The sequence below is a fragment of the Nocardia sp. CA-145437 genome (assembly GCF_050956485.1).
Taxonomy (GTDB): domain Bacteria; phylum Actinomycetota; class Actinomycetes; order Mycobacteriales; family Mycobacteriaceae; genus Nocardia.
In genome coordinates this window covers 516,242-541,147 of sequence record NZ_CP191204.1, presented here as the reverse complement: position 1 = coordinate 541,147, position 24,906 = coordinate 516,242, and the positions used below count along the sequence as shown (strand labels likewise).

General features: G+C 67.6%; 27 protein-coding genes. 15 read left to right on the top strand and 12 right to left on the bottom strand.

Features of this window, described 5'->3' with window-relative positions:
- The first annotated feature begins 51 nt into the window (after nucleotides 1–51).
- The 5 genes from ACQPYY_RS02530 to ACQPYY_RS02510 all read left to right on the top strand — a co-directional run bounded on the left by ACQPYY_RS02530 (nucleotide 52) and on the right by ACQPYY_RS02510 (nucleotide 4,943).
- Nucleotides 52–960, top strand: a complete 909-nt coding sequence (locus ACQPYY_RS02530) for an enoyl-CoA hydratase (RefSeq protein ID WP_433592637.1) — start codon at nucleotides 52–54, stop codon at nucleotides 958–960.
- The gene (locus ACQPYY_RS02525) at nucleotides 961–2,091 is read left to right on the top strand and encodes an acyl-CoA dehydrogenase family protein (protein WP_433592636.1); all 1,131 of its coding nucleotides are present in this window, start codon (nucleotides 961–963) and stop codon (nucleotides 2,089–2,091) included.
- 19 nt (nucleotides 2,092–2,110) lie between these two features.
- Nucleotides 2,111–3,154, top strand: a complete 1,044-nt coding sequence (locus ACQPYY_RS02520; protein ID WP_433592635.1) for an acyl-CoA dehydrogenase family protein — start codon at nucleotides 2,111–2,113, stop codon at nucleotides 3,152–3,154.
- Nucleotides 3,155–3,314: 160 nt separating this feature from the next.
- Nucleotides 3,315–4,358 carry an acyl-CoA dehydrogenase family protein gene (locus ACQPYY_RS02515; RefSeq protein WP_433592634.1) on the top strand — a complete coding sequence of 348 codons (1,044 nt, stop codon included), beginning with the start codon at nucleotides 3,315–3,317 and terminating at the stop codon, nucleotides 4,356–4,358.
- A 111-nt stretch (nucleotides 4,359–4,469) separates the two neighbouring features.
- Nucleotides 4,470–4,943, top strand: a complete 474-nt coding sequence (locus ACQPYY_RS02510) for a YbjQ family protein (RefSeq protein WP_433592633.1) — start codon at nucleotides 4,470–4,472, stop codon at nucleotides 4,941–4,943.
- Here ACQPYY_RS02510 and ACQPYY_RS02505 read toward each other — a convergent pair.
- Together ACQPYY_RS02505 and ACQPYY_RS02500 are read right to left on the bottom strand one after the other, a co-directional pair.
- The gene (locus ACQPYY_RS02505) at nucleotides 4,927–5,712 is read right to left on the bottom strand and encodes a zinc ribbon domain-containing protein (RefSeq protein ID WP_433592632.1); all 786 of its coding nucleotides are present in this window, start codon (nucleotides 5,710–5,712) and stop codon (nucleotides 4,927–4,929) included. The two genes, ACQPYY_RS02510 and ACQPYY_RS02505, sit on opposite strands and share 17 nt — an antisense overlap.
- 112 nt (nucleotides 5,713–5,824) lie before the next feature.
- Entirely contained in the window at nucleotides 5,825–7,276 is a 1,452-nt protein-coding gene (locus ACQPYY_RS02500) for an amino acid permease (protein WP_433592631.1), read from the bottom strand.
- A gap of 164 nt (nucleotides 7,277–7,440) precedes the next feature.
- Between ACQPYY_RS02500 and ACQPYY_RS02495 the strand changes: the two genes are divergently transcribed.
- The gene (locus tag ACQPYY_RS02495; protein WP_379106032.1) at nucleotides 7,441–8,193 is read left to right on the top strand and encodes a DUF427 domain-containing protein; all 753 of its coding nucleotides are present in this window, start codon (nucleotides 7,441–7,443) and stop codon (nucleotides 8,191–8,193) included.
- A gap of 5 nt (nucleotides 8,194–8,198) precedes the next feature.
- Here the strand turns inward: ACQPYY_RS02495 and ACQPYY_RS02490 are convergent, their stop codons facing one another.
- Both ACQPYY_RS02490 and ACQPYY_RS02485 read right to left on the bottom strand, forming a co-directional pair.
- Entirely contained in the window at nucleotides 8,199–8,933 is a 735-nt protein-coding gene (locus tag ACQPYY_RS02490) for an SIR2 family NAD-dependent protein deacylase (RefSeq protein ID WP_433592630.1), read from the bottom strand.
- A gap of 71 nt (nucleotides 8,934–9,004) precedes the next feature.
- Nucleotides 9,005–9,919 carry an AraC family transcriptional regulator gene (locus tag ACQPYY_RS02485; RefSeq protein WP_433592629.1) on the bottom strand — a complete coding sequence of 305 codons (915 nt, stop codon included), beginning with the start codon at nucleotides 9,917–9,919 and terminating at the stop codon, nucleotides 9,005–9,007.
- Nucleotides 9,920–10,053: 134 nt separating this feature from the next.
- On the opposite strand from ACQPYY_RS02485, the gene ACQPYY_RS02480 reads away from it, so the two are divergent.
- On the top strand, nucleotides 10,054–10,464 hold the full coding sequence (locus ACQPYY_RS02480) for a cupin domain-containing protein (RefSeq protein WP_357282804.1): 411 nt from the start codon (nucleotides 10,054–10,056) through the stop codon (nucleotides 10,462–10,464).
- Nucleotides 10,465–10,552: 88 nt separating this feature from the next.
- On the opposite strand, the gene ACQPYY_RS02475 is transcribed toward ACQPYY_RS02480, so the two are convergent.
- Nucleotides 10,553–10,882, bottom strand: coding sequence for a hypothetical protein (locus tag ACQPYY_RS02475; RefSeq protein ID WP_357282806.1), 330 nt, complete (start codon nucleotides 10,880–10,882; stop codon nucleotides 10,553–10,555).
- Nucleotides 10,882–12,087, bottom strand: a complete 1,206-nt coding sequence (locus ACQPYY_RS02470) for a Rieske 2Fe-2S domain-containing protein (RefSeq protein WP_433592628.1) — start codon at nucleotides 12,085–12,087, stop codon at nucleotides 10,882–10,884. Before ACQPYY_RS02470 ends, ACQPYY_RS02475 begins: the two co-directional genes overlap by 1 nt.
- A gap of 200 nt (nucleotides 12,088–12,287) precedes the next feature.
- Between ACQPYY_RS02470 and hsaA the strand changes: the two genes are divergently transcribed.
- The 4 genes from hsaA to hsaB are packed head-to-tail and all read left to right on the top strand — an operon-like array spanning nucleotide 12,288 to nucleotide 15,882.
- Complete coding sequence (gene hsaA, locus ACQPYY_RS02465; protein WP_379106041.1) at nucleotides 12,288–13,457, top strand: 3-hydroxy-9,10-secoandrosta-1,3,5(10)-triene-9,17-dione monooxygenase oxygenase subunit; 1,170 nt, start codon at nucleotides 12,288–12,290, stop codon at nucleotides 13,455–13,457.
- A gap of 3 nt (nucleotides 13,458–13,460) precedes the next feature.
- Complete coding sequence (hsaD, locus tag ACQPYY_RS02460; RefSeq protein WP_433592627.1) at nucleotides 13,461–14,339, top strand: 4,5:9,10-diseco-3-hydroxy-5,9,17-trioxoandrosta-1(10),2-diene-4-oate hydrolase; 879 nt, start codon at nucleotides 13,461–13,463, stop codon at nucleotides 14,337–14,339.
- A 2-nt stretch (nucleotides 14,340–14,341) separates the two neighbouring features.
- On the top strand, nucleotides 14,342–15,241 hold the full coding sequence (gene hsaC / locus ACQPYY_RS02455; RefSeq protein ID WP_379106044.1) for an iron-dependent extradiol dioxygenase HsaC: 900 nt from the start codon (nucleotides 14,342–14,344) through the stop codon (nucleotides 15,239–15,241).
- Nucleotides 15,242–15,270: 29 nt separating this feature from the next.
- Nucleotides 15,271–15,882, top strand: a complete 612-nt coding sequence (gene hsaB / locus ACQPYY_RS02450; protein WP_433592626.1) for a 3-hydroxy-9,10-secoandrosta-1,3,5(10)-triene-9,17-dione monooxygenase reductase subunit — start codon at nucleotides 15,271–15,273, stop codon at nucleotides 15,880–15,882.
- 156 nt (nucleotides 15,883–16,038) lie between these two features.
- Here hsaB and ACQPYY_RS02445 read toward each other — a convergent pair whose 3' ends face one another.
- The 4 genes from ACQPYY_RS02445 to kstD all read right to left on the bottom strand — a co-directional run bounded on the left by ACQPYY_RS02445 (nucleotide 16,039) and on the right by kstD (nucleotide 19,667).
- Nucleotides 16,039–16,452 (bottom strand): PIN domain nuclease, encoded by a 414-nt coding sequence (locus ACQPYY_RS02445; protein ID WP_433592625.1) that lies wholly within the window; start codon nucleotides 16,450–16,452, stop codon nucleotides 16,039–16,041.
- A complete protein-coding gene (locus tag ACQPYY_RS02440; RefSeq protein ID WP_379106050.1) occupies nucleotides 16,449–16,664 on the bottom strand; it encodes a type II toxin-antitoxin system VapB family antitoxin in 216 nt (71 codons plus the stop codon). Before ACQPYY_RS02440 ends, ACQPYY_RS02445 begins: the two co-directional genes overlap by 4 nt.
- Before the next feature lie 121 nt (nucleotides 16,665–16,785).
- Nucleotides 16,786–17,646: a MaoC family dehydratase gene (locus tag ACQPYY_RS02435; RefSeq protein ID WP_379106052.1), complete on the bottom strand. Its 861-nt coding sequence runs from the start codon at nucleotides 17,644–17,646 to the stop codon at nucleotides 16,786–16,788.
- 305 nt (nucleotides 17,647–17,951) lie between these two features.
- On the bottom strand, nucleotides 17,952–19,667 hold the full coding sequence (kstD, locus tag ACQPYY_RS02430) for a 3-oxosteroid 1-dehydrogenase (protein WP_379106055.1): 1,716 nt from the start codon (nucleotides 19,665–19,667) through the stop codon (nucleotides 17,952–17,954).
- A gap of 143 nt (nucleotides 19,668–19,810) precedes the next feature.
- On the opposite strand from kstD, the gene ACQPYY_RS02425 reads away from it, so the two are divergent.
- From ACQPYY_RS02425 to dmpG, 3 genes are read left to right on the top strand one after another with little or no spacing between them, the layout of a single operon-like run.
- Nucleotides 19,811–20,596: a 2-keto-4-pentenoate hydratase gene (locus ACQPYY_RS02425; RefSeq protein ID WP_379106057.1), complete on the top strand. Its 786-nt coding sequence runs from the start codon at nucleotides 19,811–19,813 to the stop codon at nucleotides 20,594–20,596.
- Nucleotides 20,597–20,640: 44 nt separating this feature from the next.
- Entirely contained in the window at nucleotides 20,641–21,549 is a 909-nt protein-coding gene (locus ACQPYY_RS02420) for an acetaldehyde dehydrogenase (acetylating) (protein ID WP_213558314.1), read from the top strand.
- Between the two features lie 12 nt (nucleotides 21,550–21,561).
- Complete coding sequence (gene dmpG, locus ACQPYY_RS02415; protein WP_246598189.1) at nucleotides 21,562–22,626, top strand: 4-hydroxy-2-oxovalerate aldolase; 1,065 nt, start codon at nucleotides 21,562–21,564, stop codon at nucleotides 22,624–22,626.
- A gap of 67 nt (nucleotides 22,627–22,693) precedes the next feature.
- On the opposite strand, the gene ACQPYY_RS02410 is transcribed toward dmpG, so the two are convergent.
- Nucleotides 22,694–23,740, bottom strand: a complete 1,047-nt coding sequence (locus tag ACQPYY_RS02410) for an AraC family transcriptional regulator (RefSeq protein WP_433592624.1) — start codon at nucleotides 23,738–23,740, stop codon at nucleotides 22,694–22,696.
- A gap of 194 nt (nucleotides 23,741–23,934) precedes the next feature.
- Between ACQPYY_RS02410 and ACQPYY_RS02405 the strand changes: the two genes are divergently transcribed.
- Entirely contained in the window at nucleotides 23,935–24,282 is a 348-nt protein-coding gene (locus tag ACQPYY_RS02405; RefSeq protein WP_433592623.1) for a hypothetical protein, read from the top strand.
- Between the two features lie 47 nt (nucleotides 24,283–24,329).
- Here the strand turns inward: ACQPYY_RS02405 and ACQPYY_RS02400 are convergent, their stop codons facing one another.
- Nucleotides 24,330–24,890 (bottom strand): RNA 2'-phosphotransferase, encoded by a 561-nt coding sequence (locus ACQPYY_RS02400; protein ID WP_433592622.1) that lies wholly within the window; start codon nucleotides 24,888–24,890, stop codon nucleotides 24,330–24,332.
- Nucleotides 24,891–24,906: the final 16 nt, after the last annotated feature.

Below are 24,906 nucleotides of genomic sequence, written 5' to 3'. Positions count from 1 at the left end.
GGTAGCGCAGCGTAACCACGCAGGGCGCTCGAGCACGCAGAAGGAGGCAGTGTGAGCCAGGAATTGGGGCCCATCCCCGATGAGGGCGAAGTCGTCCTCTACGAGAAGCGCGGCCCGATCGCGGTCGTCACGCTGAACCGGCCGGACTTCCGCAACGCGCAGAACTCGGTCATGACCTACGCGCTCGACGCCGCCTTCACCAAGGCCGTCGAGGACGCCGAGGTCAAGGTGATCGTCCTGGCCGGGGCCGGAAAGCATTTCAGTGCCGGGCACGACATCGGCACGCAGGGCCGCGACCACCACATCTCCTACGAGAACCAGGCCGTCATGTGGTGGGACCACGTGGACCGGCCGGGCGGCGATCAGCGCTTCGCGCGCGAGTCCGAGGTGTACCTGGGCATGTGCCGGCGCTGGCGGGAGATCCCCAAGCCGACCATCGCCATGGTGCAGGGCGCGTGCATCGCGGGCGCGCTCATGCTGGCGTGGGCCTGCGACATGATCGTGGCCTCCGAGGACGCGTTCTTCTCCGATCCGGTGGTGCGCATGGGCATTCCGGGCGTCGAATACTTCGCGCACCCGTGGGTGCTGGGTCCGCGCCGCGCCAAGGAGGTGCTGTTCACCGGTGAGCGCTTCACCGCGGCACAGGCTTACGAGTGGGGCATGCTGAATCGCGTTGTCCCGCGCGAGGAGCTGGAGGCGCAGACCTTCGCGCTCGCCGAGAAGATCGCGGAGATGCCGCAGTTCGGGCTGGCGCTCACCAAGAAGGCCGTCAACCAGTGCGAGGACCTGATGGGGATGCGCGCGGGCATGGATTCCGTGTTCGGGCTGCATCACTTCGCGCACGCGCACAACGCCGAGGTCGGCACGGGCTCTCTGGGCGGTATGGACGCCAAGTCCATGAAGGCTGCCGCAACCACGGCGAGCCGTGAATCCAGCACCATCAACGACGGGGCAAAGTAAGTGGATCTCGAATTCGACAGCAAGACCGAGGAATTCCGCGCCGAGGTGCGCGACTTCCTGGCGGCCAACAAGCCCGCCGCTCCCCTGCCGTCCATGGACACCAAGGCCGGTTTCGAACTGCACCGCGAGTGGGAGGCCAAGCTGGCCGACGCCCGCCTGTCGTGTGTGGCCTGGCCCGCCGAGTACGGCGGCCGGGACGCCTCGCTGACCGAATGGGTCATCTTCGAGGAGGAGTACTACGCCGCGGGCGCGCCGGGTCGCGTCTCGCAGAACGGCATCTTCCTGCTGGCGCCCACCCTGTTCGAGCATGGTTCGCCCGAGCAGCTGGCCCGCATCCTGCCGAGAATGGCGCGCGCCGACGACATCTGGGCGCAGGCCTGGTCCGAGCCGGAGGCCGGTTCCGACCTGGCCGGTATCCGCTCCACCGCCAAGCGCACCGAGGGCGGCTGGCTGCTCAACGGCCAGAAGACCTGGAGCTCGCGGGCCTCGTTCGCGGACTGGGGTTTCGGCCTGTTCCGCAGCGACCCGGAGGCGCAGCGCCACAAGGGCCTCACCTACCTGATGTTCCCGCTCACCGCGGAGGGCATCACGGTGCGGCCGATTCCGCAGCTGGACGGCGAGCCGGGCTTCGCGGAGATCTTCCTGGACAACGTGTTCGTGCCGGATCAGGACGTGATCGGTGAGGCGAACAACGGCTGGAAGGTCGCCATGGCGACCTCGAGCAACGAGCGTGGTCTGTCGCTGCGCGCGCCGGGCCGGTTCAATGCCACCGCCCGCAAGCTGATCGAGCTGTGGAAGGACTCGGCCGCCGAGTCCGACACCACCGCCGCCGACCGCGTGGTCGACGCGTGGGTGGGCGCGGAGGCGTACCGCCTCAACACCTGGGCCACCGTGACCCGCCTGGCCGATGGCGGCCAGCTGGGCGCGGAGTCCTCGGTGAACAAGGTGTTCTGGTCGGATCTGGACATCGCCATGCACGAAACCGCGCTCGATCTGCACGGCGCGGCCGCGGAGCAGGAGTCGGCGTGGACCGACGGCTACCTGTTCTCGCTGGCGGGCCCGATCTACGCCGGTACCAACGAGATCCAGCGCAACATCATCGCCGAACGCCTGCTCGGCCTGCCGCGATAGCCACAGGGAGGACGACGACATGCGATTCGCATTGACCGCAGAACAGAACGATTTCGCCGCCAGCCTGCGCAAGATGGGCGAGTCCGCCAAGACTCCCGGCCTGGTCCGGGCGTGGGGCGAGGGCGAGGCCGCCGCCGGGCGCGCGCTGATCGGCCAGCTGGCCGAGGCGGGCGCGCTGGGGCTGACCATCTCCGAGGACAACGGCGGCTTCGGCGCCGGTCCGGTCGAGATGATCGTGGCCTTCACCGAGATCGGCCGGGCCGCCGTGCCGGGTCCGCTGGTGGAGACCGCCGCCGCGATTCCCGCACTGCTGCAGGCGCTTCCGGACTCGGCGCTCGCCGCCGAGAAGCTGCCGGAGCTGGCCGAGGGCGCGAAGCTCGGCACCCTCGCGGTGACCGCCTCCGCGGGTGCCAACGCGGGCCGCTCCGCCGGTGCCGCCACCGCGCTGGACGCCGACATCGCTGACCTGGTGCTGATCGCCGAGGGCGACCGCATCGCGCTCGGCACCGCCGGTGACCTGGTGACCTCGGTGGACGCCGCGCGCCGCCTCTTCACCGTGACCGCGGGCGAGACCCTCGCCGAGGGCGAAGGCGTTTCCGCCGCAATCAATCTCGCCTTCGACACCGCCGCCCTGGCCGCCGCCGCGCAGCTGCTCGGCGCGGGCCGGGCGATGCTGGACACCAGCGTCGAGTACGTGAAGCAGCGCCAGCAGTTCGGCACCCCGATCGGCCGCAACCAGGCCATCAAGCACCATCTGGCCAATGCCCACATCGGCCTGGAGATGGCGCTGCCGCTGCTCTACCGCGCCGCGCTGACCCTGGAGTCGGGCGCGGACGCCGAGACCCGGGGCCGCGACATCTCCGCGGCCAAGCTGGCCTGCGGCGAGGCGGCGTACCAGACCGCGCGCATCGCGCTGCAGGTGCACGGCGCGATCGGCTACACCGCCGAATGCGATCTGTCGCTGTGGCTGACCAAGGTCACCGCCCTGCGTTCGGCCTGGGGCACCCCCGCGCAGCACCGCGCCCGCATCGCCGCGGCGCTCCGGGCCGGGAACGTCGCATGAGCACCCCGGTGGCCGGCGCCACGCTCGACACCCCGTGCGCGGGTGGGGCACACACCCCGCTCGTCGCCCGGTGCGTCCGCTCGCTCATGGCCGCCGGTGCGGACCGGCCCGGCCACCGGACCTCTGACTCGAATCACTTCTACCCCTTGGGAGCGCAGGCATGAGCCTCACTGCCGAACAGCAGGAACTCGTCACCACCGTGCGCGCGGTGCTGACCAAGCACGGTGACAGCGCGGCCATGCGGCGCGGGCTGGAGACCGACCGCGGCTACGACGAACAGCTGTGGAAGCTGCTGTGCGAGCAGGTCGGCGTCGCGGCCCTGGCCATTCCGGAGGAGTTCGGCGGCATCGGGGTCGGCCTGGTCGAATCCCTGCTGGTGGTCGAGGAACTCGGCCGCACGCTGTCCGCGCCCCCGATGCTCGGCTCGGCCGTGCTGGGTGTGCAGGCGCTGCTGCTGGCCGGGAACGCCGAGGCCGGCGAGCGGCTGCTGCCGGAGGTCGCCGAGGGCGCGCGGACGCTGGCCCTGTGCTGGGCCGCGGCGAACGGCTGGGACGCCTTCGGCGTGCGGTCGACCGGTGGAACCCTCTCGGGCTCCGCGCATTACGTGCTGGACGGCGCGTTCGCCGACACCCTGCTGGTGCTCACCGCCGACGGCCTGTTCGAGGTCGCGGGCGACGCGGCGGGCGTCACCCGCACCGCCGTGGTCACCCAGGACCCGACCCGCAAGCTGGCGCGCATCGACTTCGACTCCGTGGCGGCGACCCCGCTGGGGCAGCTCGATGTCACCCGCCTGCGCGAGATCGCCTGGGCCGCAATGGTGGCCGAGCAGATCGGCGCGGCCGAGCAGTGCCTCGACATGACCGTCGAGTACTCGAAGTCGCGCGTGCAGTTCGGTCGCCCGATCGGCAGCTTCCAGGCCCTCAAGCACCGCATGGCCGACATGTACGTGCTGGTGGAGTCGGCGCGTTCGCTGGGCTACCTGGCGATCGCGGGTCTCGCGGAGGGCGCGGTCGAGCCGATCGACATCCAGGCGGCTCGCCTGCACGCCATCGACACCTTCAACTCGGTGGTCTCCGAGACCGTTCAGATGCACGGCGGCATCGCCATCACCTGGGAGCACGACGCGCACCTGTTCTTCAAGCGCGCCCACGCCGACGCCCAGCTCTTCGGCACCCCGGCCCGCCCCCTGGCCCGCCCGGCCTAGGATCGGACTCCCGAACGGCCCGTGCGCATCTCGCGCACGGGCCGTTCGCCGTCCACGACCCGTTCACCGGGAAGCCGTACCCGTTCCACCCGGCCCCGTACCATCCCGCTCATGAACCAACCGATGCCGCCGCAGCAGCCCTACCAGCAGCAGTACCCGCAGCAGGCGCCCGGCCAGCAGCCCTATCCCCCGCAGGGTCAGGCGCCCTACCCGCAGCAGGGCCAGCCGCAGCCGCAGCAGCCCCCGGCCCCGCAGTTCCCCATCCTGGTCTCCACCATGAACGACGTGCCGGGCCAGGACATCGTCCGGGTGATCGGTGAGGTCGCGGGCCTGACCGTCCGCAGCCGCGGCCTGGGCGCAAACTTCGCCGCTGGGTTCCGCGCCCTCGGCGGCGGAGAAATCCATGAATACACGCAGCTCCTCTACCAGTCCCGGCATGAAGCGATCATGCGAATGTGTCAACACGCGATCGCCTTCGGCGCCAACGCTGTGATCGCGATGCGGTTCGACTGCAATGAGATCGCCAACACCATGAGCGAAGTGGCGGCCTACGGCACTGCTGTTGTCATCAAGTCCAACCAATAGCCATGGCGTGCCGGCAGTATCCGGAGACGCGGGGTTGACCCGCGACTCCAGTTGACGTCGTCGGCGACGACGTAGCGGTACTGCGCCCGCGTGTCGATCGCTCGCGGAGGAGGGTCGGTTCGATCCGCCATCTGGCACGGAACGATCGATCCAGCTCCGCGAGGACCCGCCCCTTGGCAAGATCGCGAAGGCCGTTCTCGGCCTCGGAACGTCCGAGGACATTGCGAGCGGCGTTGATATCTGCCTGGAGCGCCTTCCCGCAGAAACGGCACACGAAGCGCTTCTGCGAAGTTCTGTTCTTCTTGTCGACGTAGCCACAACCGGAACAGCATCGCTGCGAATCCCGCGGCCGGATCCCTTGACGCTGCAGCGCCGCCACCAGATCGCTCAACTCACGATCACGCAGACAGAGCCAGCCGTAGAGCCTTCGGCCCAGCAGCTCCCCGTCACTGGTTGTGAAGACGCTCTTCAGACCCCAGTCCAGACCGACCGATACACCTTCGTCACGCCGCTGCGACGGCACCGACTCCTTCACCAAGGCGAAAAATACTTCTCCTGCGACGCTCACGCTGACCTCACAGAAATTGCGTACTCGCCCCGGGGCATGTCTGAAGTGGTCGTACCCCTGCAGCGGAACGCTCACAGGCTTGCCTTTGCGGAGCGTGGATACCTTCACCCAGTAGTCCGCACGCGGGTTGCGCGACACCGACACGGTTGCGATCAGCGTCGACCTTGCCCCGATTGGCGTTGGTCGGCAGTCGATAGGCACGCATCACACCCACGAACATAACCACCGAATCTAATGCCAGTTCGAAATCTATTGGCAGGCGTCTGGAATCGCCCGGTACGTCACGAGTCTCGGTGCGTCACATGCCGTTTCGTCAGTGGTGGAGCACCTCGACCTCGCGGACCGGCGGTTTGCGGCCGAACTTGGCGCGCAAGGGGTAGATCGCCATCACTGCCAGGAGGCTGACGGTGGAGGCGATGAGCTGGTTGCGTTGGTCGGGGTTGCGGGCCATGGCCACGAAGACGGCGAACAGGGCGATGACGACGGCCCAGCTCACGTAGGGGTAGCCCCACATGCGGTAGGTGAGGGCCGAGGGGTCCTCACGGCGAAGGCGGGCGCGTAGTCGCAGCTGGGAGCACATGATCGCCACGTAGACGAAGGCCAGCACCACGCCGATGGAGTTCACCAGGAAGGTGAAGACCTTGTCCGGGGAGACGTAGGAGGCGATGACCGCGCCCCAGGCGGCGATGGTGCCGAGTAGGACGGCTCGGGCGGGGACGCCGCGCTTGTTGAGTTTCACCAGGGCGGCGGGGGCGTCGCCATCGCGGGTGAGGACGTAGAGCATGCGGGAGGAGACGTAGATGGCCGAGTTCAGCACCGACAGCACCGCGGTCAGGATGACGACCTGCATGATGGTGCCCGCCGCGGGGATGCCGATGTGCTCGAGGGCGCTGACGAACGGGCTCTTCAGCACCTTGGCGTCGTTCCACGGCAGGATCGTGACCACCAGGAAGATCGAGGCCACGTAGAACAGGCCCACCCGCCACAGCACGCTGTTGGTGGCCCGGGTGACCGCCTTGGCCGGTTCCTCGGTCTCGGCGGCCGCGACGGTGACGATCTCGGTACCGCCGAAGGCGAACATCACCACCACGATTGCCGAGAAGATGCCGGTGACCCCGTTGGGTGCGAAACCGCCATGGCCGGTGAGATTCCAGAATCCGGGCTGCGACCCGGGCCAGAGCCCGAAGATCCAGGCCAGCCCGACCGCCAGGAAGCCGACGATGGCCACCACCTTGATGGAGGCGAACCAGAACTCGAACTCGCCGAACGACCGCACCGACAGCAGGTTGACGGCGGTCATGATGACCAGCAGCCCGGCCGAGAGCACCCACTGGTCCAGGTCGACCCAGGTGCCAAGGATGGCCGCACCGGCCACCGCCTCGGCCCCGACCAGGATGACGTAGAGGTACCAGTACAGCCAGCCGACGGTGAATCCGGCGAACGGGCCCATGGCCAGGCGCGCGTACTCCCCCATCGATCCGGCGACCGGGCGGGCGACCACCATTTCACCGAGGGCGCGCAGCACGGCCAGCACCACCAGCCCGGCGGCCGCGTAGGACAGCACGGCGGCGGGCCCGGCGGTCTGGATGACCGATCCGCTGCCCACGAACAGGCCCGCGCCGATCGCCCCGCCGATGCCGATCATGGTCATGTGGCGGCGTCGGAGCCCGGTGCGCAGGCCCTGCGGCTCGGGTGGCGCGGCGTCGGAGCCCACTGTCGGCGTGCCGTCCGGCCCCGTCACACGCGTCTCGACCGGTTCCGACATCTGACCGCCACCTTCTTGTGTTGCCCATAAATTGCCAGACCACCCTATCGAGCCTGGTCAGCCGGGGAAAATCGCCTCCGGCACCGGCCCGGACACGCACCGGCCCACTTCCCGAATCCGCTTCGCCGCCAGCCGCTTCCATGGCGGGCGTACCGTCGGAAGGTATGACCGAGACTCAGCGCGGCCGAGTACGCGTCGAACCGAGCGCCAAGCGAGTACGCGCCTACCTCGGCGGCCACCTGGCCGCGGACACCGTCACTCCGACGCTGGTGTGGGAGTCCCCGCACTACCCCACCTACTACCTGCCGGTCGCCGACCTGCGGGCCAAGCTGGAACCCAATGGCAAGACCCGCCCGTCCCCCAGCCGCGGCACCGGCACCGAGTTCGATGTGGTGGCCGACGGCGTCGTGGCGGCCGGCGCGGCCGTCCGGCACCTCGATTCCCCGCTCCCGGAATTGCGTGACCTGGTGAAACTGGATTTCCATGCGATGACGGAATGGTTCGAGGAGGACGAACCGATCTACGTGCACCCGCGTGACCCCTACACCCGGGTGGACATCCTCGGCAGTTCCCGGCACGTGCGCGTGGAGCTGAACGGCCAGGTGCTGGCCGATTCGCACGGCCCGCGCATCCTGTTCGAGACCGGTCTGCCGGCGCGCTACTACGTGCCGCTCACCGATGTCCGGATGGACCTGCTGACGCCGTCCGATACCGAGACGCACTGCCCGTACAAGGGCACCGCCGAATACTGGTCGGTCCGGCTCGGCGAGGAGGAGTTCCCCGACCTGGTCTGGATCTACCGCACCCCGCTGCCGGAGAGCCAGAAGATCGCCGGGCTCGCCTGCTTCTACAACGAGAAGATCGACCTGTGGATCGACGGCGAACTCCAGGCCCGCCCGAAGACCCCGTTCAGCTGAAACCCTCAGTCCCCCAGGATCTCCGACACCAACCGGGGTAGCGCGACACCGATCGGGTCGCGCACGATCTCGGCGGCGTACTCGTCGTACGGGGTCGGTTCCGCGTTCACCACGACCAGGTCGGCGCCCGCGTCCACGGCCACCGCGCACATCGAGGCCGCGGGCTCGACCTGGAGCGTACTGCCCACGGCCAGAAAGATTTCCGCGGTCTCCGCGATCTGCACGGCCGCGCGGATCGCATCCGAATCCAGGTGCTGCCCGAACATGATGGTGGCCGCCTTGAGGATTCCACCGCACCGCGGGCAGGCGGGATCCGGTTCCCCGGCCGCGACCCGCTCCAGTGTGGCCGCCATGGAGTCGGTGAATTCGCAGTCGATGCAGACGACTTCGAACATATTGCCGTGGATCTCCACGACCGTGTCCGAGCCGGCCCGTTGATGCAGCCGGTCGATGTTCTGTGTGATGATCCCGACCTGCCGCTCCGCCGCGAGCCTGGCCAGCGCGCGATGGGCGTCGTTCGGGGTGGCCGTCCAGGCCGGATTGTCGCGGCGGGCCAGCCAGGCCCGTACCCGCAATTCCGGATCGGCCACATAGTTCTGATAGGTGGAGAGCAGTTCCGCGATCGGATCCTTGGTCCAGACCCCGCGCGGCCCACGGAAATCCGGAATCCCGGAATCGGTGGAGATGCCCGCGCCCGTCAGTACCCCGATCGGCCCCTTGCGTGCACGCCAGTCCGTCACGCCTGCCAGCCTAGGCCGCCGCGCCGCCCTTCCGCCTCCGGATTCACCGGCCGTTCAGCAGCGCGACCGCCTCACACCGCGATGACCGACAGCTGATCGTCCGCGCGCCGGTACTGCCCGGGCGCCAGCCCGTATTCGCGTTTGAACGCCTTGGCGAACGCGAATTCGCTCTGGTAACCGACCTTTCGGGCGACGGTCGACAACGGGGTGTCGGACTCCCGGAGCAGTCGCGCCGCGGTGAGCATGCGCCATCGGGTGAGGTAGGACAGCGGCGGCTCACCGACCGTCGCCGTGAACCGCCGGGCCAGGGTGGCCCGCGAAACACCCGCCACGGCGGCGAGTTCGGGTACCGCCCAGCCCCGCTCGGGCGCTTCGTGCATGGCGCGCAGCGCGGTCGCGACGGCCGGATCGGCGAAGGCCGCGGCCCAGCCGGTCGGCGCGTCGGCCCGATCGTCGAACCAGGCGCGCAGGGCGAACAGCAGCAGGGTTTCCAGCAGGGCCGGGATGGCGGCGTCGGTGCCCGCCCGTGGTTCGGAGATCTCGGCGGCGAGGAGGTCCACCGCTCCGCGCAGGGCGGGGTGGCGGCCGCGCCGGGCGGGGAGATGGATGAATTCGGGCAGCTCGTCGAGCAGCGGGTGGCTGCGCTGCCGCCCGAGCCCGTAGGCCCCGCAGACCAGTACGCAGCGCGCGCCCGGACCGGTGATCTCCCGCGGTTCCCCGGGCCGCGCCTGCTCGGTGACGGCGCTGTCGAGACTGTCCACCAGCAGGTGGTCGGCCCCGCGGGGCATGAAGATCACATCGCCGACGCCGAGGGCCATCGGTTCCCCGCCGGGCGGCACCAGCCAGCACGAACCCTGCAGCACCACATGGAATCCCGAGCCGGGCACCACCGGATACGCGCGCCCCCACGGCGCGTGCCGCACGAACATGCCGGAGGTGGGGTGTCCGGTCCGAATGGCGGAGATTGCTTCGCTGAGCAGGTCCACGTTTTCGACGATACAGCTCAGGAATGAGCGTTTCGGGCATCGATGACAACGATCGAACCATGCATCCGCTCATCGCGGTCAGCGGCCGCTCGCGCCGCCCGACATCCCGGAACGTGGGGAAATACAGTGAACCGATGAGCGACGACCGTCCGAAACTGGCCGTGGAATTGGATCTTCAGCCGCATCCCGAGGGTGGCTGGTATCGCGAAACCTGGCGCAGCCCGATGGAATTCACGCCGGAGGACTATCCGGGGCCGCGGGCGAGTGGCACCGCGATCTACTTCCTGCTGCTGCCGGGTGAGAAGTCCGCACCGCACACGGTGGCCTCGGACGAGATCTGGTTCTGGCATCGGGGTGGTCCCCTGCTGCTGAACATCGGGGGTGAGGAGATCGTCCTCGGACCCGATGTCGAGCAGGGGCAGCGCCCCCAGGCGGTGGTTCCCGGCGGGATCAGCCAGGCCGCCCGGCCGGCGGGAGACGACTACGCGCTGGTGAGTTGCGTCGTCTCCCCCGGATTCGACTTCGAAGACTTCCGGCTCGACTGAGGGCGTTTCCACTCTTCGGTTCTCGTGCCCGCCATGCGTGCGCGCGGCGGGCACCACCGCGGGTGGAACCCCAGCGGGTCGACAGACGTCAGTCGTCGACCCCGAGAATCCCTTCCGCGACCGCGTGGTCGATGGTCTTCTCGAGGTTCGGGCACGAGTCCGGCTTCCCGGTGGTGGGACCGGACTCGGCCAGCTTGCGGAAGACGGGGCAGGTGGCGGCCGGGTCGGTCGTCCACTGCACCGTCTTCTGGTTGTGGCTGTGCTTGCGCACCTGCACCTGGGTGCCGCAGGTCTGACACGCGATCGGCGTCAGCCCGGACTCCATGTAGTGCTCTTTGTCGACGACCGTCTGGGCGCGCACCTGCGCTCGCTGTTCCGGCCGGTCCGCGAAATCGGGTGCCTTCGCCCAGGTGGTCATCAGGCGTTCGCCTCCTGTGTGGCGGCCGCCTCGGCCTCCGCCTTCTTGCGCAGGTTCTCCTCGACCTCGAGACCCCACTGCTCATTGGCCTTGGAGGTGTCGATCTCGAATTCGAAGCGCTGCGTCATCTTCGGGTCGATGTCGGCGACGTCGACGTAGAACTGCTCGTACCAGCGGCGCAGCTGGTACACCGGGCCGTCTTCCTCGGTCAGCAACGGGTTGTCGATCTTGGACTTGTGCTTCCAGATCTCGACGTCCTGCAGGAAGCCCTCGGACACGCCCTCGGTCATCTTGGCGGCGAACTTCTCCGCCTGCTCCTCGGGCAGCCCCTTCGGCTTCTCCAGCGACACACCCCACTGCAGCACGAACGAGTCCTGCGAGACCGGGTAGTGGCAGTTGATGAGGACCGTCTTGACCTCGAAGCCGCTGTAGATGTTGAGCAGCGGGTTGATCATGTAGGACGGGCCGAAGTACGACGCCTCGGACTTGAGCAGCACGTCGATGCCGTTCTCCGCGGCCTTGCCGACATCCGGACGGCCCTTGGTCTCGAGGTACTGGGTGGCGACGTGGCCTTCGAGGACGTTCTTGAAGTACGTCGGGAAGGCGTAGTGGATATAGAAGAAGTGCGCCATATCCACGACGTTGTCGATGATCTCGCGGCAGTTGGAGCCCTCGATCAGCAGCGAGTGCCAGGTCCAGTCGGTCCAGCCGTCGTTGAGGGTTTCCGACGGGGTGCCGTCGGCGTTGGTGTACGGACCCTCGACGTAGGGGATGGTCACCTCGTCGGTGGGCGGGTTGCCCTCGTGGTCGTGCCACACGTACAGCTGACCGTTGCGCTCGAGCGTGGTCCACGCGCGGGTGCGTGCCAGCGGGGGCACGCGCCGGGCATACGGGATGCCGGTGCACTTGCCGTTGCCGCCCCAGCGCCAGTCGTGGAACGGGCACGCGATGGAGTCGCCCTTGACCTCACCCATGGAGAGGTCGCCGCCGAGATGGCGGCAGTAGGAGTCCAGGACCTTCAGTTCGCCCTGGCTGTTCATGAAAACAACCAGCTTGGTGTCGAAAATGTTGACCGAGTGCGGCTTGCCGTCCCGGAAGTCCTTGGCCAGGCCTACACAGTGCCAGCCCCGGGCGAAACGGGTGGGCGCGGAGCCCACGTCGATCTCGCGGACCTTCCCGCGGGGCCCTTGGGGGGTTGTCGCCATTTCCTGATCCTCCTATGGATGTACTAGAACACGTTACAAAATCGGCTGGCCGTTTGCCAGCGATAGGACCAACTACCTGGATGGGGGCTCTCTGAGCTGGGCGTGAACCGCGTTCTCGACAGGAATAAGAACGTGTTCTACTCTCAGGGGCAAACGAAGACCGCTTCCGGTACCAGCACCAGGCAGGAGCAACTGGCGAGATGACGCAAGAAGTAGTTGAGCGGGTCGAGGCGCTGCTGCCCACCCTGCGTGAGCGCGCCCAGGAGACCGAGGATCTGCGCCGCCTTCCGGACCAGACCGTCAAGGATCTGCAGGCGACCGGCTTCTTCAAGCTCGTGCAGCCCAAGCAGTGGGGCGGCTACGCCTGCGACCCGGTGATCTTCTATGACCAGGTCCGCAAGCTGGCCAGCGCCTGCGGTTCCACCGGCTGGTGTGCCGGCATCCTCGGCATCCACAACTGGCACCTGGCGCTGTTCGACCAGAAGGCCCAGGAAGAGGTCTGGGGCAACGACACCGAGGTCCGGATCTCCTCCTCCTACGCCCCGATGGGCGCGGGCGTGGTGACCGAGGACGGCTCGGGCTACACCGTCAACGGTTCGTGGGCCTGGTCCTCGGGTTCCGATCACGCCGACTGGGTCTTCGTCGGCGGTCCGGTCATCAAGAACGGCAAGCCGGTCGACTTCGGCTCGTTCCTGATCCCCCGCAGCGAGTACGTCGTCAACGATGTGTGGCACGTCGTGGGCCTGCGCGGCACCGGCTCCAACACCGTCGTGGTCAAGGACGTTTTCGTTCCCAAGCACCGTTTCCTCAGCATGCGGACCATGGGCGAACTGAAATCGCCTGGCCTGGAGCAGAATACCGATCCGCTGTACAAGATGCCTTGGGGCAGCATCCATCCCGCGACCATCACGGCGCCGATCATCGGCATGGGCTACGGCGCCTACGAGGCCCACGTCGAGCACCAGGGCAAGCGCGTGCGCGCCGCCTTCGCCGGCGAGAACGCCAAGGACGACCCGTTCGCCAAGGTCCGGATCGCCGAGGCCGCCAGTGACATCGACGCCGCCTGGCGTCAGCTGTCGGGCAATATCGCCGACGAGTACGCGTGCATCGTGGCGGGCAAGGACGTCCCGTTCGAGATGCGTGCCGCCGCCCGCCGCGACCAGGTGCGCGCCACCGGCCGCGTGATCGCCTCCGTCGACCGCCTCTTCGAGGCCGCCGGCGCCACCGCGCTGGTGGAAGGCACTCCGCTGCAGCGCTTCTGGCGTGACGCCCACGCCGGCCGCGTGCACGCCTCGCAGGATCCCGAGCGCGCCTACGTCATGTACGGCACCCACGCGTTCGGCCTGCCGGTCACCGACGGAATGGTGTAATCCGTGACCGCCGTAGAGGAAATCACCTACGAGTCCACCTCGCGCTTCGCGCAGGTGCGGCCGGACCTGAAGCTGCACTACCACGAGGCGGGCGTCGGCAACGGCCCCACCATCGTGCTGCTGCACGGCGGCGGTCCGGGCGCGAGCTCCTGGTCGAACTTCGCCAAGAACATTCCGGTGCTGGCCAAGGACTTCCACGTCCTGGCCGTCGACCAGCCCGGCTTCGGGCAGTCCGACAAGCCGACCGAGCACCCGCAGTACTTCGTGCACTCGTCCTCGGCGCTCGAGGACCTGCTCGACACCCTCGGCATCACCGATCGCGTTCACCTGCTGGGCAATTCGCTCGGCGGCGGCGCGGCCACCCGCTTCGCGCTGGACTACCCGGACCGCGCCGGCAAGCTGGTGCTGATGGGCCCGGGCGGCCTGTCCACCAACCTGTTCGCGCCGGACCCGACCGAGGGCGTGAAGCTGCTGTCCAAGTTCAACTTCGAACCCACGAAGGAGAACCTGGAGGCGTTCCTGCGGATCATGGTCTTCGACCAGAAGCTGATCACGCCGGAACTCGTCGAGGAGCGTTTCGCCTCGGCCTCGCAGCCGGAATCCCTGGCCGCCACCCGCGCCATGGGCAAGTCCTTCGCCGGCGCCGACTTCGCCAAGGGCATGATCTGGCGGGACGCGTTCAAGCTGCGGCAGCCGGTGCTGATGATCTGGGGCCGCGAGGACCGCGTGAACCCGATCGACGGCGCGCTCGTGGCCCTGAAGATGGTGCCGCGCGTGCAGCTGCACGTGTTCGGCGGTTGCGGCCACTGGGCGCAGCTCGAGAAGTTCGACGAGTTCAACCGCCTGGCAACCGACTTCCTGCTCGGCGTCAAGGAGAAGTGACCATGAGTATCAAGGCACTCGGGTACATGCGCATCGAGGCCACCGACATGGCGGCCTGGCGCGAGTACGGCCTCAAGGTGCTCGGCATGATGGAGGGCAGCGGGCTGAACCCCGATGCGCTCTACCTGCGCATGGACGACTTCGCCGCGCGTCTGATCATCGTGCCCGGCGAGCAGGACCGCCTGCTGGTCTCCGGCTGGGAGGTCACCGACGCCAAGGGCCTGCAGGAGCTGCGCGAGAGCCTGGCCAAGGCCGGGGTCGCCTACACCGAGGGCACCAAGGAAGAACTCGGTGAGCGTCGCGTCGAGGGCATGATCCGGTTCCAGGATCCGGCCGGGAACACCCTGGAGGCGTTCTACGGTGCGCAGTACCTGGGCCGCCGTTTCGTGAGCCCGTACGGCCACAAGTTCGTGACCGCGGAGCAGGGTCTGGGCCACGTGGTCCTCACCTGCACCGACGATGCGGCCGCGCAGGCGTTCTACCAGGACGTGCTGGGCTTCCGCCTGCGTGACTCCATGCGTCTGCCCCCGCAGATGGTGGGCCGTCCCGCCGACGGCGACCCGGCCTGGCTGCGCTTCTACGGCTGCAACCCGCGCCACCACGCGCTGGCGTTCCTGCCGCTGCCCAACCCGACCGGGATCGTGCACCTCATGGTCGAGGTGGAGAACTCCGACGACGTCGGCCTCTGCCTGGATCGCGCGAACCGTAAGAAGGTCAAGATGTCGGCCACCCTGGGTCGCCACATCAATGACAAGATGCTCTCCTTCTACATGAAGACGCCGGGCGGATTCGACATCGAATTCGGCTGTGAGGGACTCGAAGTCGACGACCACTCGTGGATCGCGCGGGAATCCACCGCGGTCAGCCTGTGGGGCCACGACTTCACCGTCGGATTCAAGTAGCGAGCACGGACTACAAGGGGCGGCAGAACATGACCGAGGCCGAATTGACCAAGGAAGCGACGACCGACGGGCACCCCGTCATCGATGGGCGTCAGTTCCGGAATGTGCTGGGGCAGTTCTGCACCGGCATCACCGTCATCACCACCTTCGACGACGAGGGCGGCGAGCGGGCGCCGATCGGCTTCGCGTGCCAGTCGTTCGCCGCGCTGTCCCTCGATCCGCCGCTGGTGCTGTTCTGCCCCACCAAGGAGTCCCGCTCCTGGAAGGCGATCGAACGCAACGGCAGCTTCGCCGTGAACATGCTGGCCGAGGAGCAACAGCCGGTGTGCGCCCGCTTCGGTTCCCGCGAACCCGACAAGTTCGCCGGAATCGACTGGCACACCTCGGAACTGGACCTCCCGGTTTTGGACGGCGCGTTGGCCACGATCCAGTGCACTGTGGACAACGTGCTCGACGGCGGCGATCACTACATCGTGATCGGCCGGGTACAGGCCCTGTCGGAGTCCACCGACTCCGGCAGGCCGCTGCTCTTCTACCGCGGCCAGTACACGGCCATCGAACCGGAGAAGACCACCCCGGCCCCCTGGCGCGCCGACCTCGAACATTTCCTCACCACCACCACGCTCGACACCTGGCTGTGAGGATGACCAACTCTCGGTAGCTCTCAGGGGCTTCGCCCCTGAAACACCAACTACCCAGACGATCGGAAAGGCCCCTGTGGATTTCATCCACAGGGGCCTTTCACATTGGGGAGGGCTGGGGACAACTCGCAGAGCACCGTGAGGGCGCATCCAGATTCAGGGAGTACCGAGCCGACGATGCGGTTGGCCTGTAATCGCTGCGATGCACTCGAAGTCTCGATCGCGGTGCAGCAGCGTCAGCCCGCGAAGTTCGGCGGTTGCCGCGACGACGAGGTCGACCGGGCCGGCGCTTCGCTGCTGTCCTCGACTGGTCAACTCACCCTGCACCTCCCACGCTCGCTGGTAGGCACGGTCGTCGACCGGTTCCCATCCGAACAGAATTCGGATCTGCTCGATCAGGAGTTCACGATCGGCAGCCGAGCGGGCGCTGTAGAAGAACTCGAGCTCGGTGATCGGGCAGATCGCGATCAGCCCGGCAGCAGCGACTCGCTGCCACACCACCCCATCCGGCTCCTGGCGCAACAGGGGGACCAAAGCGCTGGTGTCGATGAGGAACTGAGCGCCGTTCACCGGCGGTAGTTCCGCTTGTCCTCGAATATCTCGACATCGATCGCCCCATCGGCGACCGCTTCTTGTAGCCGGGTCAGCGCGACAGCGCGGCGGCGGATCTCGAGGATCTCGCGAAGGGCCGCGTTCACGGTGTCCTTCTTCGTCGTAGTCCCGAGCGCTTTGGACGCATCGGCAACCAGCTGGTCGTCAAGGTCGATCACCGTTCGAGCCATGAGCCACCTCCTGATATACGGACTTGTATCAAGGATATCAGGCAGGATGCATAGAAGGTGGATGCCTGGATACAGAACCGGGCCGCAACCGAAGTCGGTTGCGGCCCGGTGGAGACCAGCGTCAGGAGTGGGTGAGGACCACGTCCGCGAGGACGGGGGCGTCGTCACGTTCGACGACGGTCACCGCGATGACCAGCTCGCCGTCCTGCTGCCAGATGCGCGAGCGCAGGGTCTCGCCCGGGTACATGACGCCGGCGAAGCGGGCGCGGAAACCCTTGACGCGCGAGACATCCGAGGCGAGCACGGTGTCGGTGGCGGTCTTGAGGACCAGGCCGTAGGTGCACAGGCCGTGCAGAATCGGGTTCGGGAAGCCGGCGTTGCGGGCGAACTCCGGGTCCGAGTGCAGCGGGTTACGGTCGCCGCACATGCGGTAGAGCAGCGCCTGCTGCGGCAGGGTCGGGGTGAGGACCTCGAACTCCGGCGCCCGGTCGGGCAGTTCGGTCTTGGCGCTCGGGCCGCGTTCGCCGCCGAAGCCGCCCTCGCCCTTGGCGAAGATGGACGACCGCGAGGTCCACAGCGGCTCGCCGTCGGAGCCGACGGCGGTGTCCTCACGCCAGATGACGGCGTTGGAGCCCTTGTCCCAGATCTCGGTGATGCGGCCGGAGATGGAACCCTTGCCCGAGGCGGGGATCGGGCGGTGCACGATGGTCTCCTGGCTGCCGTGCACAACCTTGGCCAGGTCGATGTCGATGCCGTCGAACTTCACCTTCGGCGGCTCGGTCTCGTGGAACGAGGGCGCGACGGTCGCGAAGGACGGCAGCACGGCCGGCTCACGGTCGTCGAGGTAGGCCAGCTCGGCGGCGTCGGTCCAGCGGTTGCCGGCGCCCAGCGCCAGGTTGTATGTCTGCACGTCGCTGGCCGACCAGCTGAATTCGCGCGCCGGGATCTGCGCGCCGAGCGCCACACTCAAGTCGATGGGCATGAAAAAGTTCTCCTCGTGATCGCGACCCCAATCGGGTCCGATGGTTCAACGCGGCGGCCGAGTCCGCAAGCCTGCGCCCGCTGACCGGGTAGCGCGTTCACCGCGCTCGGCTCCACTTCTACGTGTGGTTATACGCCGGACCCGCCATCGGAAAGAGCGTTCGCGATGGCGGATCCGGGTTCTTCAGTTGTCGTCACACACCCCGCCGGGATAGAGCGGTACGACGGGATGTGTGGGTGGGTTGGGCGCGGACTCGACGTGACCCGACTCGCGCCCAACCCGATCCTGAACCGGGTTGGGACGGTTCAGGACGCCTTGTCGGCCGTCACCGGCGCGCCGTTCTTCGCCTTGGCGGCGACATCGAGGGCGGCCAGGTAGCCGAAGGTGATCGCGGGTCCGATGGTCGCGCCGGGACCGGCGTAGGTGTGGCCCATGACCGGCGACGAGGTGTTGCCGGCGGCGTAGAGGCCGTCGATCACGGTGCCGTCCTCGCGCAGCACGCGGGCGTCGTTGTCGGTGACCAGACCACCCTTGGTGCCCAGGTCGCCGGGGACCATCTTGACCGCGTAGAACGGGCCGACCTCGAGCTTGTTGAGGCACGGGTTCGGCTTGATGGTCTCGTCGCCGTAGTAGCGGTCGTAGGCGGAGTCGCCGCGCTTGTAGTCGAGATCCTTGCCGGTCTCGGCGAAGCCGTTGAAGCGCTCGATGGTGGCGGCCAGGTTGTCGGCGGGGACGCCGATCTTCTCCGCGAGAGCTTCTACCGAAGAGGCCTTGACAATGAGGTCGTTTTCCATCCAGCGGGACGGAATCGGCTGGCCAGGCTGCAATCCGGCGAAGATGTAGCGAGACCGGTAGCGCTGATCGAACACGAGCCAGCACGGCACGTTCTCGCCCGGACCCTCACCCTGCCCGTATTCACCGCCGTACATGGTGTGCACAGCCTCGACGTAAGGAGCGGACTCATTACCGAATCGCTGACCTTGCGTGTTGATCATGATGGATCCGGGCAGGTTCCGCTCGGCGAGGCAGAACCAGGGCTTGCCCTCGCCGCGGAAGGTGGTCGGACCCCACCACGAGTCGTCCATGAAGTCGATCGCGCCGCCCGCTTCGATGCCCGCGCGGATGCCGTCGCCGGTATTGGCCTCGGCGCCGGTGGTCCACTCGGTGGTGATGGGCTCACGCTGGTACTTGTGCCGCATGTCGGCGTTGCGCTCGAAGCCGCCGCTGCCCAGGATCACGCCGTACTTGGCGTTGAACCGCACGGTCTCGCCGTTCTGGGTGGCCTCGACGCCGGTGACCACGCCGTTCTCGATGACCAGACCGGTCAGCGGGGTGTTCAGCAGGACCGGCACGTTCGCGTCCAGCAGGCCCTTGCGCAGACCCGCGATGATCGCCTGGCCCATGCCGACCAGCGCCTTGCCGGTGGCCTTGCCCCACGCCCAGCGGGTGCCGACGCGCAGCACGCGCAGGATGCCGCTCGGGTGGCGGCGGATCAGGTTGAGCTTCTTGTAGTCGGCCTGCATGACGACCACGTTCAGCGGCGCCTTGCTGTAGGGCGGCTCCAGATTGAAGCGCTCTGCGCCCAGTACCTTCAGGTTGAAGGGCTTGGGCTCGCAGGAGCGGCCGTCCGCCTTGCCGCCCGGTGCCTCCGGGTAGTAGTCGGAGTAGCCCGGCACCCAGGTCATCTTGAGCGCGGAGTGGTCCAGGACGTAGTCGAAGGCCTCGGCGCCGCGATCGATGTAGGTGTCGATCTTCTCCTTGGGCACCACGTCGCCGATGATGCTGTAGAGGTAGGTCCGCGCCTCGTCCAGGTCGTCGCCCTTGCCGGCGGCCTTGAGCACCTTGTTTCCGGGAATCCAGACGCCACCGCCCGAACGCGCGGTAGAACCGCCGTAATGAGCGGCTTTTTCGATGAGCACCGTGCGCAGACCGTGGTGCGCAGCGGTGAGGGCGGCGGACATACCGGCGGCACCGCTGCCGACCACCACCACGTCGTAATCCCGATCAGTCATGTAGAACACGTTATAGAATCAATCCTGGTTTGGTCTATGTTGGTCTGGCAGATGGGACTGCTGAAGCGATGTTCTTCACAAAAACTCGTTTCAATTTCTAGTCTCGTTACCGTAGGGCCACCGGCCGGTACCCCCGATGGAAGGAACACAGCGTGCTGACCGACGCGCTTCGCAAGGAACTGGCTGACGAGCTCGCGGCGGCCGAACGGGATCGCACCCCGATCGACCCGCTGGTCGCGCGGCACCCCGAGATCGACGTGGTCGACGCGTACGAGATCCAGCTGATCAACATGCGGCAGCGGTTCGCCGGTGGCGCGAAGGTGGTGGGCCACAAGGTCGGCCTGTCCTCGCTGGCCATGCAGCAGATGATGGGCGTCGACGAGCCCGACTACGGGCACCTGCTCGCGGAAATGGAAGTCTACGAAGACGTTCCGGTCGACACCTCCAAGTACCTGTACCCCCGCGTGGAGGTCGAGGTCGGGTTCATCCTGGGCGCCGACCTGCCCGGCGAGGACTGCACCGAGGAGGACGTCCGCAAGGCCACCGTCGCCTACGCGCCCTCCATCGAGCTGATCGACACCCGCATCAAGGAGTGGAAGATCGGCCTCTGCGACACCATCGCCGACAATGCCTCCTCGGCCGGCTACGTGCTCGGCCAGGCCCGCGTCGCGCCGGAACTGCTGGACATCAAGGCCATCGACGCCGTGCTGACCCGCAATGGCGAGGTCATCGCCGAGGGTCGCTCGGACGCCGTGCTCGGCGACCCCACCATCGCCGTGGCGTGGCTGGCCCGCAAGGTCGCCTCGTTCGGCGTGCGGTTGAAGGCGGGCGACATCGTGCTGCCCGGCTCCTGCACCCGTGCCATCGACGCCCGCCCGGGCGACGAGTTCATCGCCGAGTTCGCCGGACTCGGTTCCGTCCACCTGGGTTTCGCGTAAGCGCCGCCCCGACTGACACAGACCTCACCGAGTAGGAGAAAGCCGTGACTGCAAGCAAAGTCACCGCCGCGATCGTCGGGTCCGGCAACATCAGCACCGACCTGCTGTACAAGCTGCTGCGTTCGGACAAGATCGAGCCGCGCTGGATGATCGGCATCGACCCCGATTCCGAGGGCCTCAAGCGCGCCCGCGGCCTGGGCCTGGAGACCTCCGCCGAGGGCGCGGACTGGCTGCTGGCGCTGCCGGAGAAGCCGGACCTGCTGTTCGAGGCGACCTCCGCGTACGTGCACCGCGCCTACGCGCCGAAGTACGCCGAGGCCGGCATCCGCGCCATCGACCTCACCCCGGCCGCCGTCGGCCCCGCCGTGATCCCGCCGGTCAACCTCGACACCCTGCGTGACGAGATGAACGTCAACATGATCACCTGCGGTGGCCAGGCCACGATTCCGATGGTGCACGCGGTGTCCCGCGTCGTGCCGGTCGACTACGCCGAGATCGTGGCGTCGGTGTCCTCGGTGTCCGCCGGCCCCGGTACCCGCGCCAATATCGACGAGTTCACCAAGACCACCTCCGCGGGTGTCATGAACATCGGTGGCGCCAAGCGCGGCAAGGCCATCATCATCCTGAACCCGGCCGAGCCGCCGATGATCATGCGCGACACCATCTTCTGCTCGATCCCCGAGGACGCCGACCGCGACGCGATCACCGAGTCGGTGCACCGCATGGAGAAGGCCATCCAGGAGTACGTGCCCGGCTACCGCCTGCTCAACGAGCCTCAGTTCGACGAGCCGTCGCTGGTTTCCGGTGGCATGGCGAAGGTGTCGATCTTCGTCGAGGTCGAGGGCGCGGGCGACTTCCTGCCGCCGTACTCGGGCAACCTCGACATCATGACCGCGGCCGCCACCCAGGTGGGCAATGTGCTGGCCGACCAGATCATCTCGGCTCGGGTGTAAGGAGTACCGACAGTGAGCAATTCGAACATTCTCAAGCCGTTCTCCGCGGACCTCGACGTCCGGGTGACCGACACGTCGCTGCGCGACGGCTCGCACCACAAGCGCCACCAGTTCGTGGTGGAAGAGGTCCGTGACATCGTCGCCGCCCTCGACAACTCCGGCGTGCCGGTCATCGAGGTCACCCACGGTGACGGCCTCGGCGGTTCCTCGTTCAACTACGGTTTCTCGAAAACCCCCGAGCAGGAACTGATCAAGGTCGCGGCCGAGACCGCCAAGCAGGCCAAGATCGCCTTCCTCATGCTGCCGGGCGTCGGCGTCAAGGAAGACATCAAGATCTCGCAGGACAATGGCGCGAGCATCTGCCGCATCGCCACCCACTGCACCGAGGCCGACGTCTCGATCCAGCACTTCAACATGGCGCGCGACCTCGGCCTCGAGACCGTCGGCTTCCTGATGATGGCGCACTCCACCACCCCGGAGAACCTCGCCAAGCAGGCCCGCATCATGGCCGACGCCGGCTGCCAGTGCATCTACGTCGTCGACTCCGCCGGCGCGCTGGTGCTGGAGCAGGTCTCCGACCGTGTCTCCGCCCTGGTCGCCGAGCTCGGCAATGACGCGCAGGTCGGCTTCCACGGCCACGAGAACCTGGGCCTCGCGGTCGCGAACTCGGTGTACGCCGTGCGCGCGGGCGCCACCCAGATCGACGGCAGCGCGCGTCGTTTCGGCGCGGGCGCGGGCAACCTGCCCGTCGAGGCCTTCATCGGCGTCTGCGACAAGCTCGGCATCAAGACCGGCGTCGACTTCTTCGCCATCACCGACGCCGCCGAGGACGTCGTCCGCCCGGCCATGCCGAGCGAGTGCCTCCTCGACCGCCAGGCCCTCATGATGGGCTACGCGGGCGTCTACTCCTCCTTCCTCCGCCACGCCGAGCGTCAGGCCGAGCGGTACGGCGTCTCCGCGGCCGAGATGCTCGTCCGCGCCGGCCAGCGCAAGCTGGTGGGCGGCCAGGAAGACCAGCTCATCGATATCGCCCTGGAGCTCCAGCGCGAAAAGGAGAAGTCGGCCGCCAACGCCTGACCTACGCTCTCCCCTGGGCCGCAACCGAACTCGGTTGCGGCCCAGTGTCGTTTCAAGGTCGGTCGTTTCAAGGGCGCGTGGCGGAGCGGGCGGCGATGCGGCCGCGGTTCTCGCGGGCGAATTGTCCGGGGGGCTGGCCTTTCCAGGCGCGGAAGGCGGAGGTGAAGGCGGAGACGCTGGCGTAGCCGAGGCGCTGTGCGGCCTGTTCGACGGTCATGCCGGTGACGAGGAATTCCTCGGCCAGCAAACCGACCGTTTCGGTTGAAAGTTCCCGGAAGGTGGTGCCCTCATCGGCGAGACGGCGGCGCAATGTTCGGACGCTGATGTCCAATTCGGCGGCTATGTGCGATTGGTCGGCTATTCCTCCGCATGCGATGAGCAGGTGCCGGACGCGAACACTGACGCCCTGGCGGTGTTTTCGGCGTTGCAGGAGTTCTGCGCACTGGCGTTCATAGAAGCGGGCGGTCGCGACATTCGCCTGCGGCAGTGGGAGTTTCTGAATACTGGACGGTCCGGTGAGCACTGAACGCTGCGCGTCGAAGACCACTTCCTCGACGCCGAGCACGGCCCCGAACATCTCGTAGACCGGATGCGGCGGGAAGGCCACCGCCACCCGGGTGATGGGCGGGCGCAGCGGCATCACGTCCCGCTGAATCGTCCAGATGGCGGCCACATCCCGCTCCACCGCGAAACGCCGCAGGTCGGCGGGCACGCCGCTGTCGTCGCGGATGATCGAGACGTCGTCGCCGGTGACGACCAGGTGGTGCCGCGCCACGGTGAACGACAGGTCCGCGTAGCGCAGGGCCAGATCCACGGCCTCGCGCACGGTCGGGCAGCTCATCAGGGCGAAACCGAGGACGCCGAGACTCGGTGGATGACAGAGCAATCCGGCCATAAGCCCCATACCGGGCTCATCCCCGACACCGGCCACAACATTGCGCATCAGGGCCAGCTCCTGAGCGAGGCTGATCTCGGCGGCCGCATCGATCAGATCACGCTCGCGAATTCCGGTGTGGCGCAGCAGATCAGCGGCGGCCAGGCCCCGACCGACCGCGAATTCGACAAGGAGCGCCGCGCTGGTGATGGAGCGCGATTGGGCATGACCGTCCGCCACCTCGAAATAGTCGCAAACATTCAGCGTGCCGCGCGGCGGAACGACCGGGGAAGTTGCTGAAAGCGGCCGAAATTCGATTGTTCCTGACCCAGGACACGCTGGAGGCGTAACGTTTCAGGGCATACGGTGAATATCTAGCTAACCAACTGAATATCTCACTGACTACATCCGATAGACATGGAGAAGGTGAACGAATGGCCGCCTGGCAAGTGTTCACGGCCACCCTCGCAACGCTCGTGGTCACGGCAATCGCCATCATGAGCTTGCACCACCCCCACGAGGATCCGGATCGGCTCTCAGTGGATCGGATCCGCGATCGAATCACCAAGGAGCACAACGCTTTGGCGTTGGCTACCACCGCACCATCCTCCTGGTCGCACCTCGCCCCCGATCACCCCCTGGGCGTCCAGGAAGCCCACCGCACCATGCAGCAGCACCGCCGCTGCCCGGTCGCCGAATGTCAGCGCAAAGCCGCGGCATTCCGGGCGCTCATCGACGCCGGCCGGATCAAGCCGACCCGGATGCCGCCCGCGCTCCAATAGTTCTCGCCCACAGTGGATTCCGTCCTGCTCGAGTCCCTGCCAGGAGCTCAGAGACCGGTGAGGTAACCGGGCGGGACGGCGGCCACCAGCCAGACCCCATTGGCGCTGACCCGGAACTCGTGTCCGTCGCGGTGCATCGCGGCGGCGTCCACGGTCAGCACGAGGGGTCGGCCTCGACGTGAACCGACCTTGACGGCGGTCTCGGTATCCGCCGACAGATGGACGTCGTGGCGGCGCATGGGTCGAAGGCCCTCGGCGCGAATTCCGGGCAGGGCCGCGGCAACGGTGCCGTGGTAGAGCAGTGCGGGCGGCGTGGTCGCCCGGTACTCCAGGTCAACGTCGACACTGTGCCCCTGACTCGCGCGGATCCGGGTCCCCGTCGCGTCGAATTCGAAGCGGCGCTTGTTGTTCCGTGCCACCACCTCGTCCAGTTCGGGCCGCGTGACGGTGCGGCCCTGCCGGGCCAGTCCCGCCAGCAGCGCGGTGACGTCCACCCAGCCGGCCGAGTCCAGGGTGAGCCCGATCGCCTCGGGTGCGTGCCGCAGATGCCGGGACAGCCGCTTGGAGGTCCGGACGAGTTGTTGCTCGTTCATGCGATAGTCGTTCATGGTCGCGAGTGAAGCA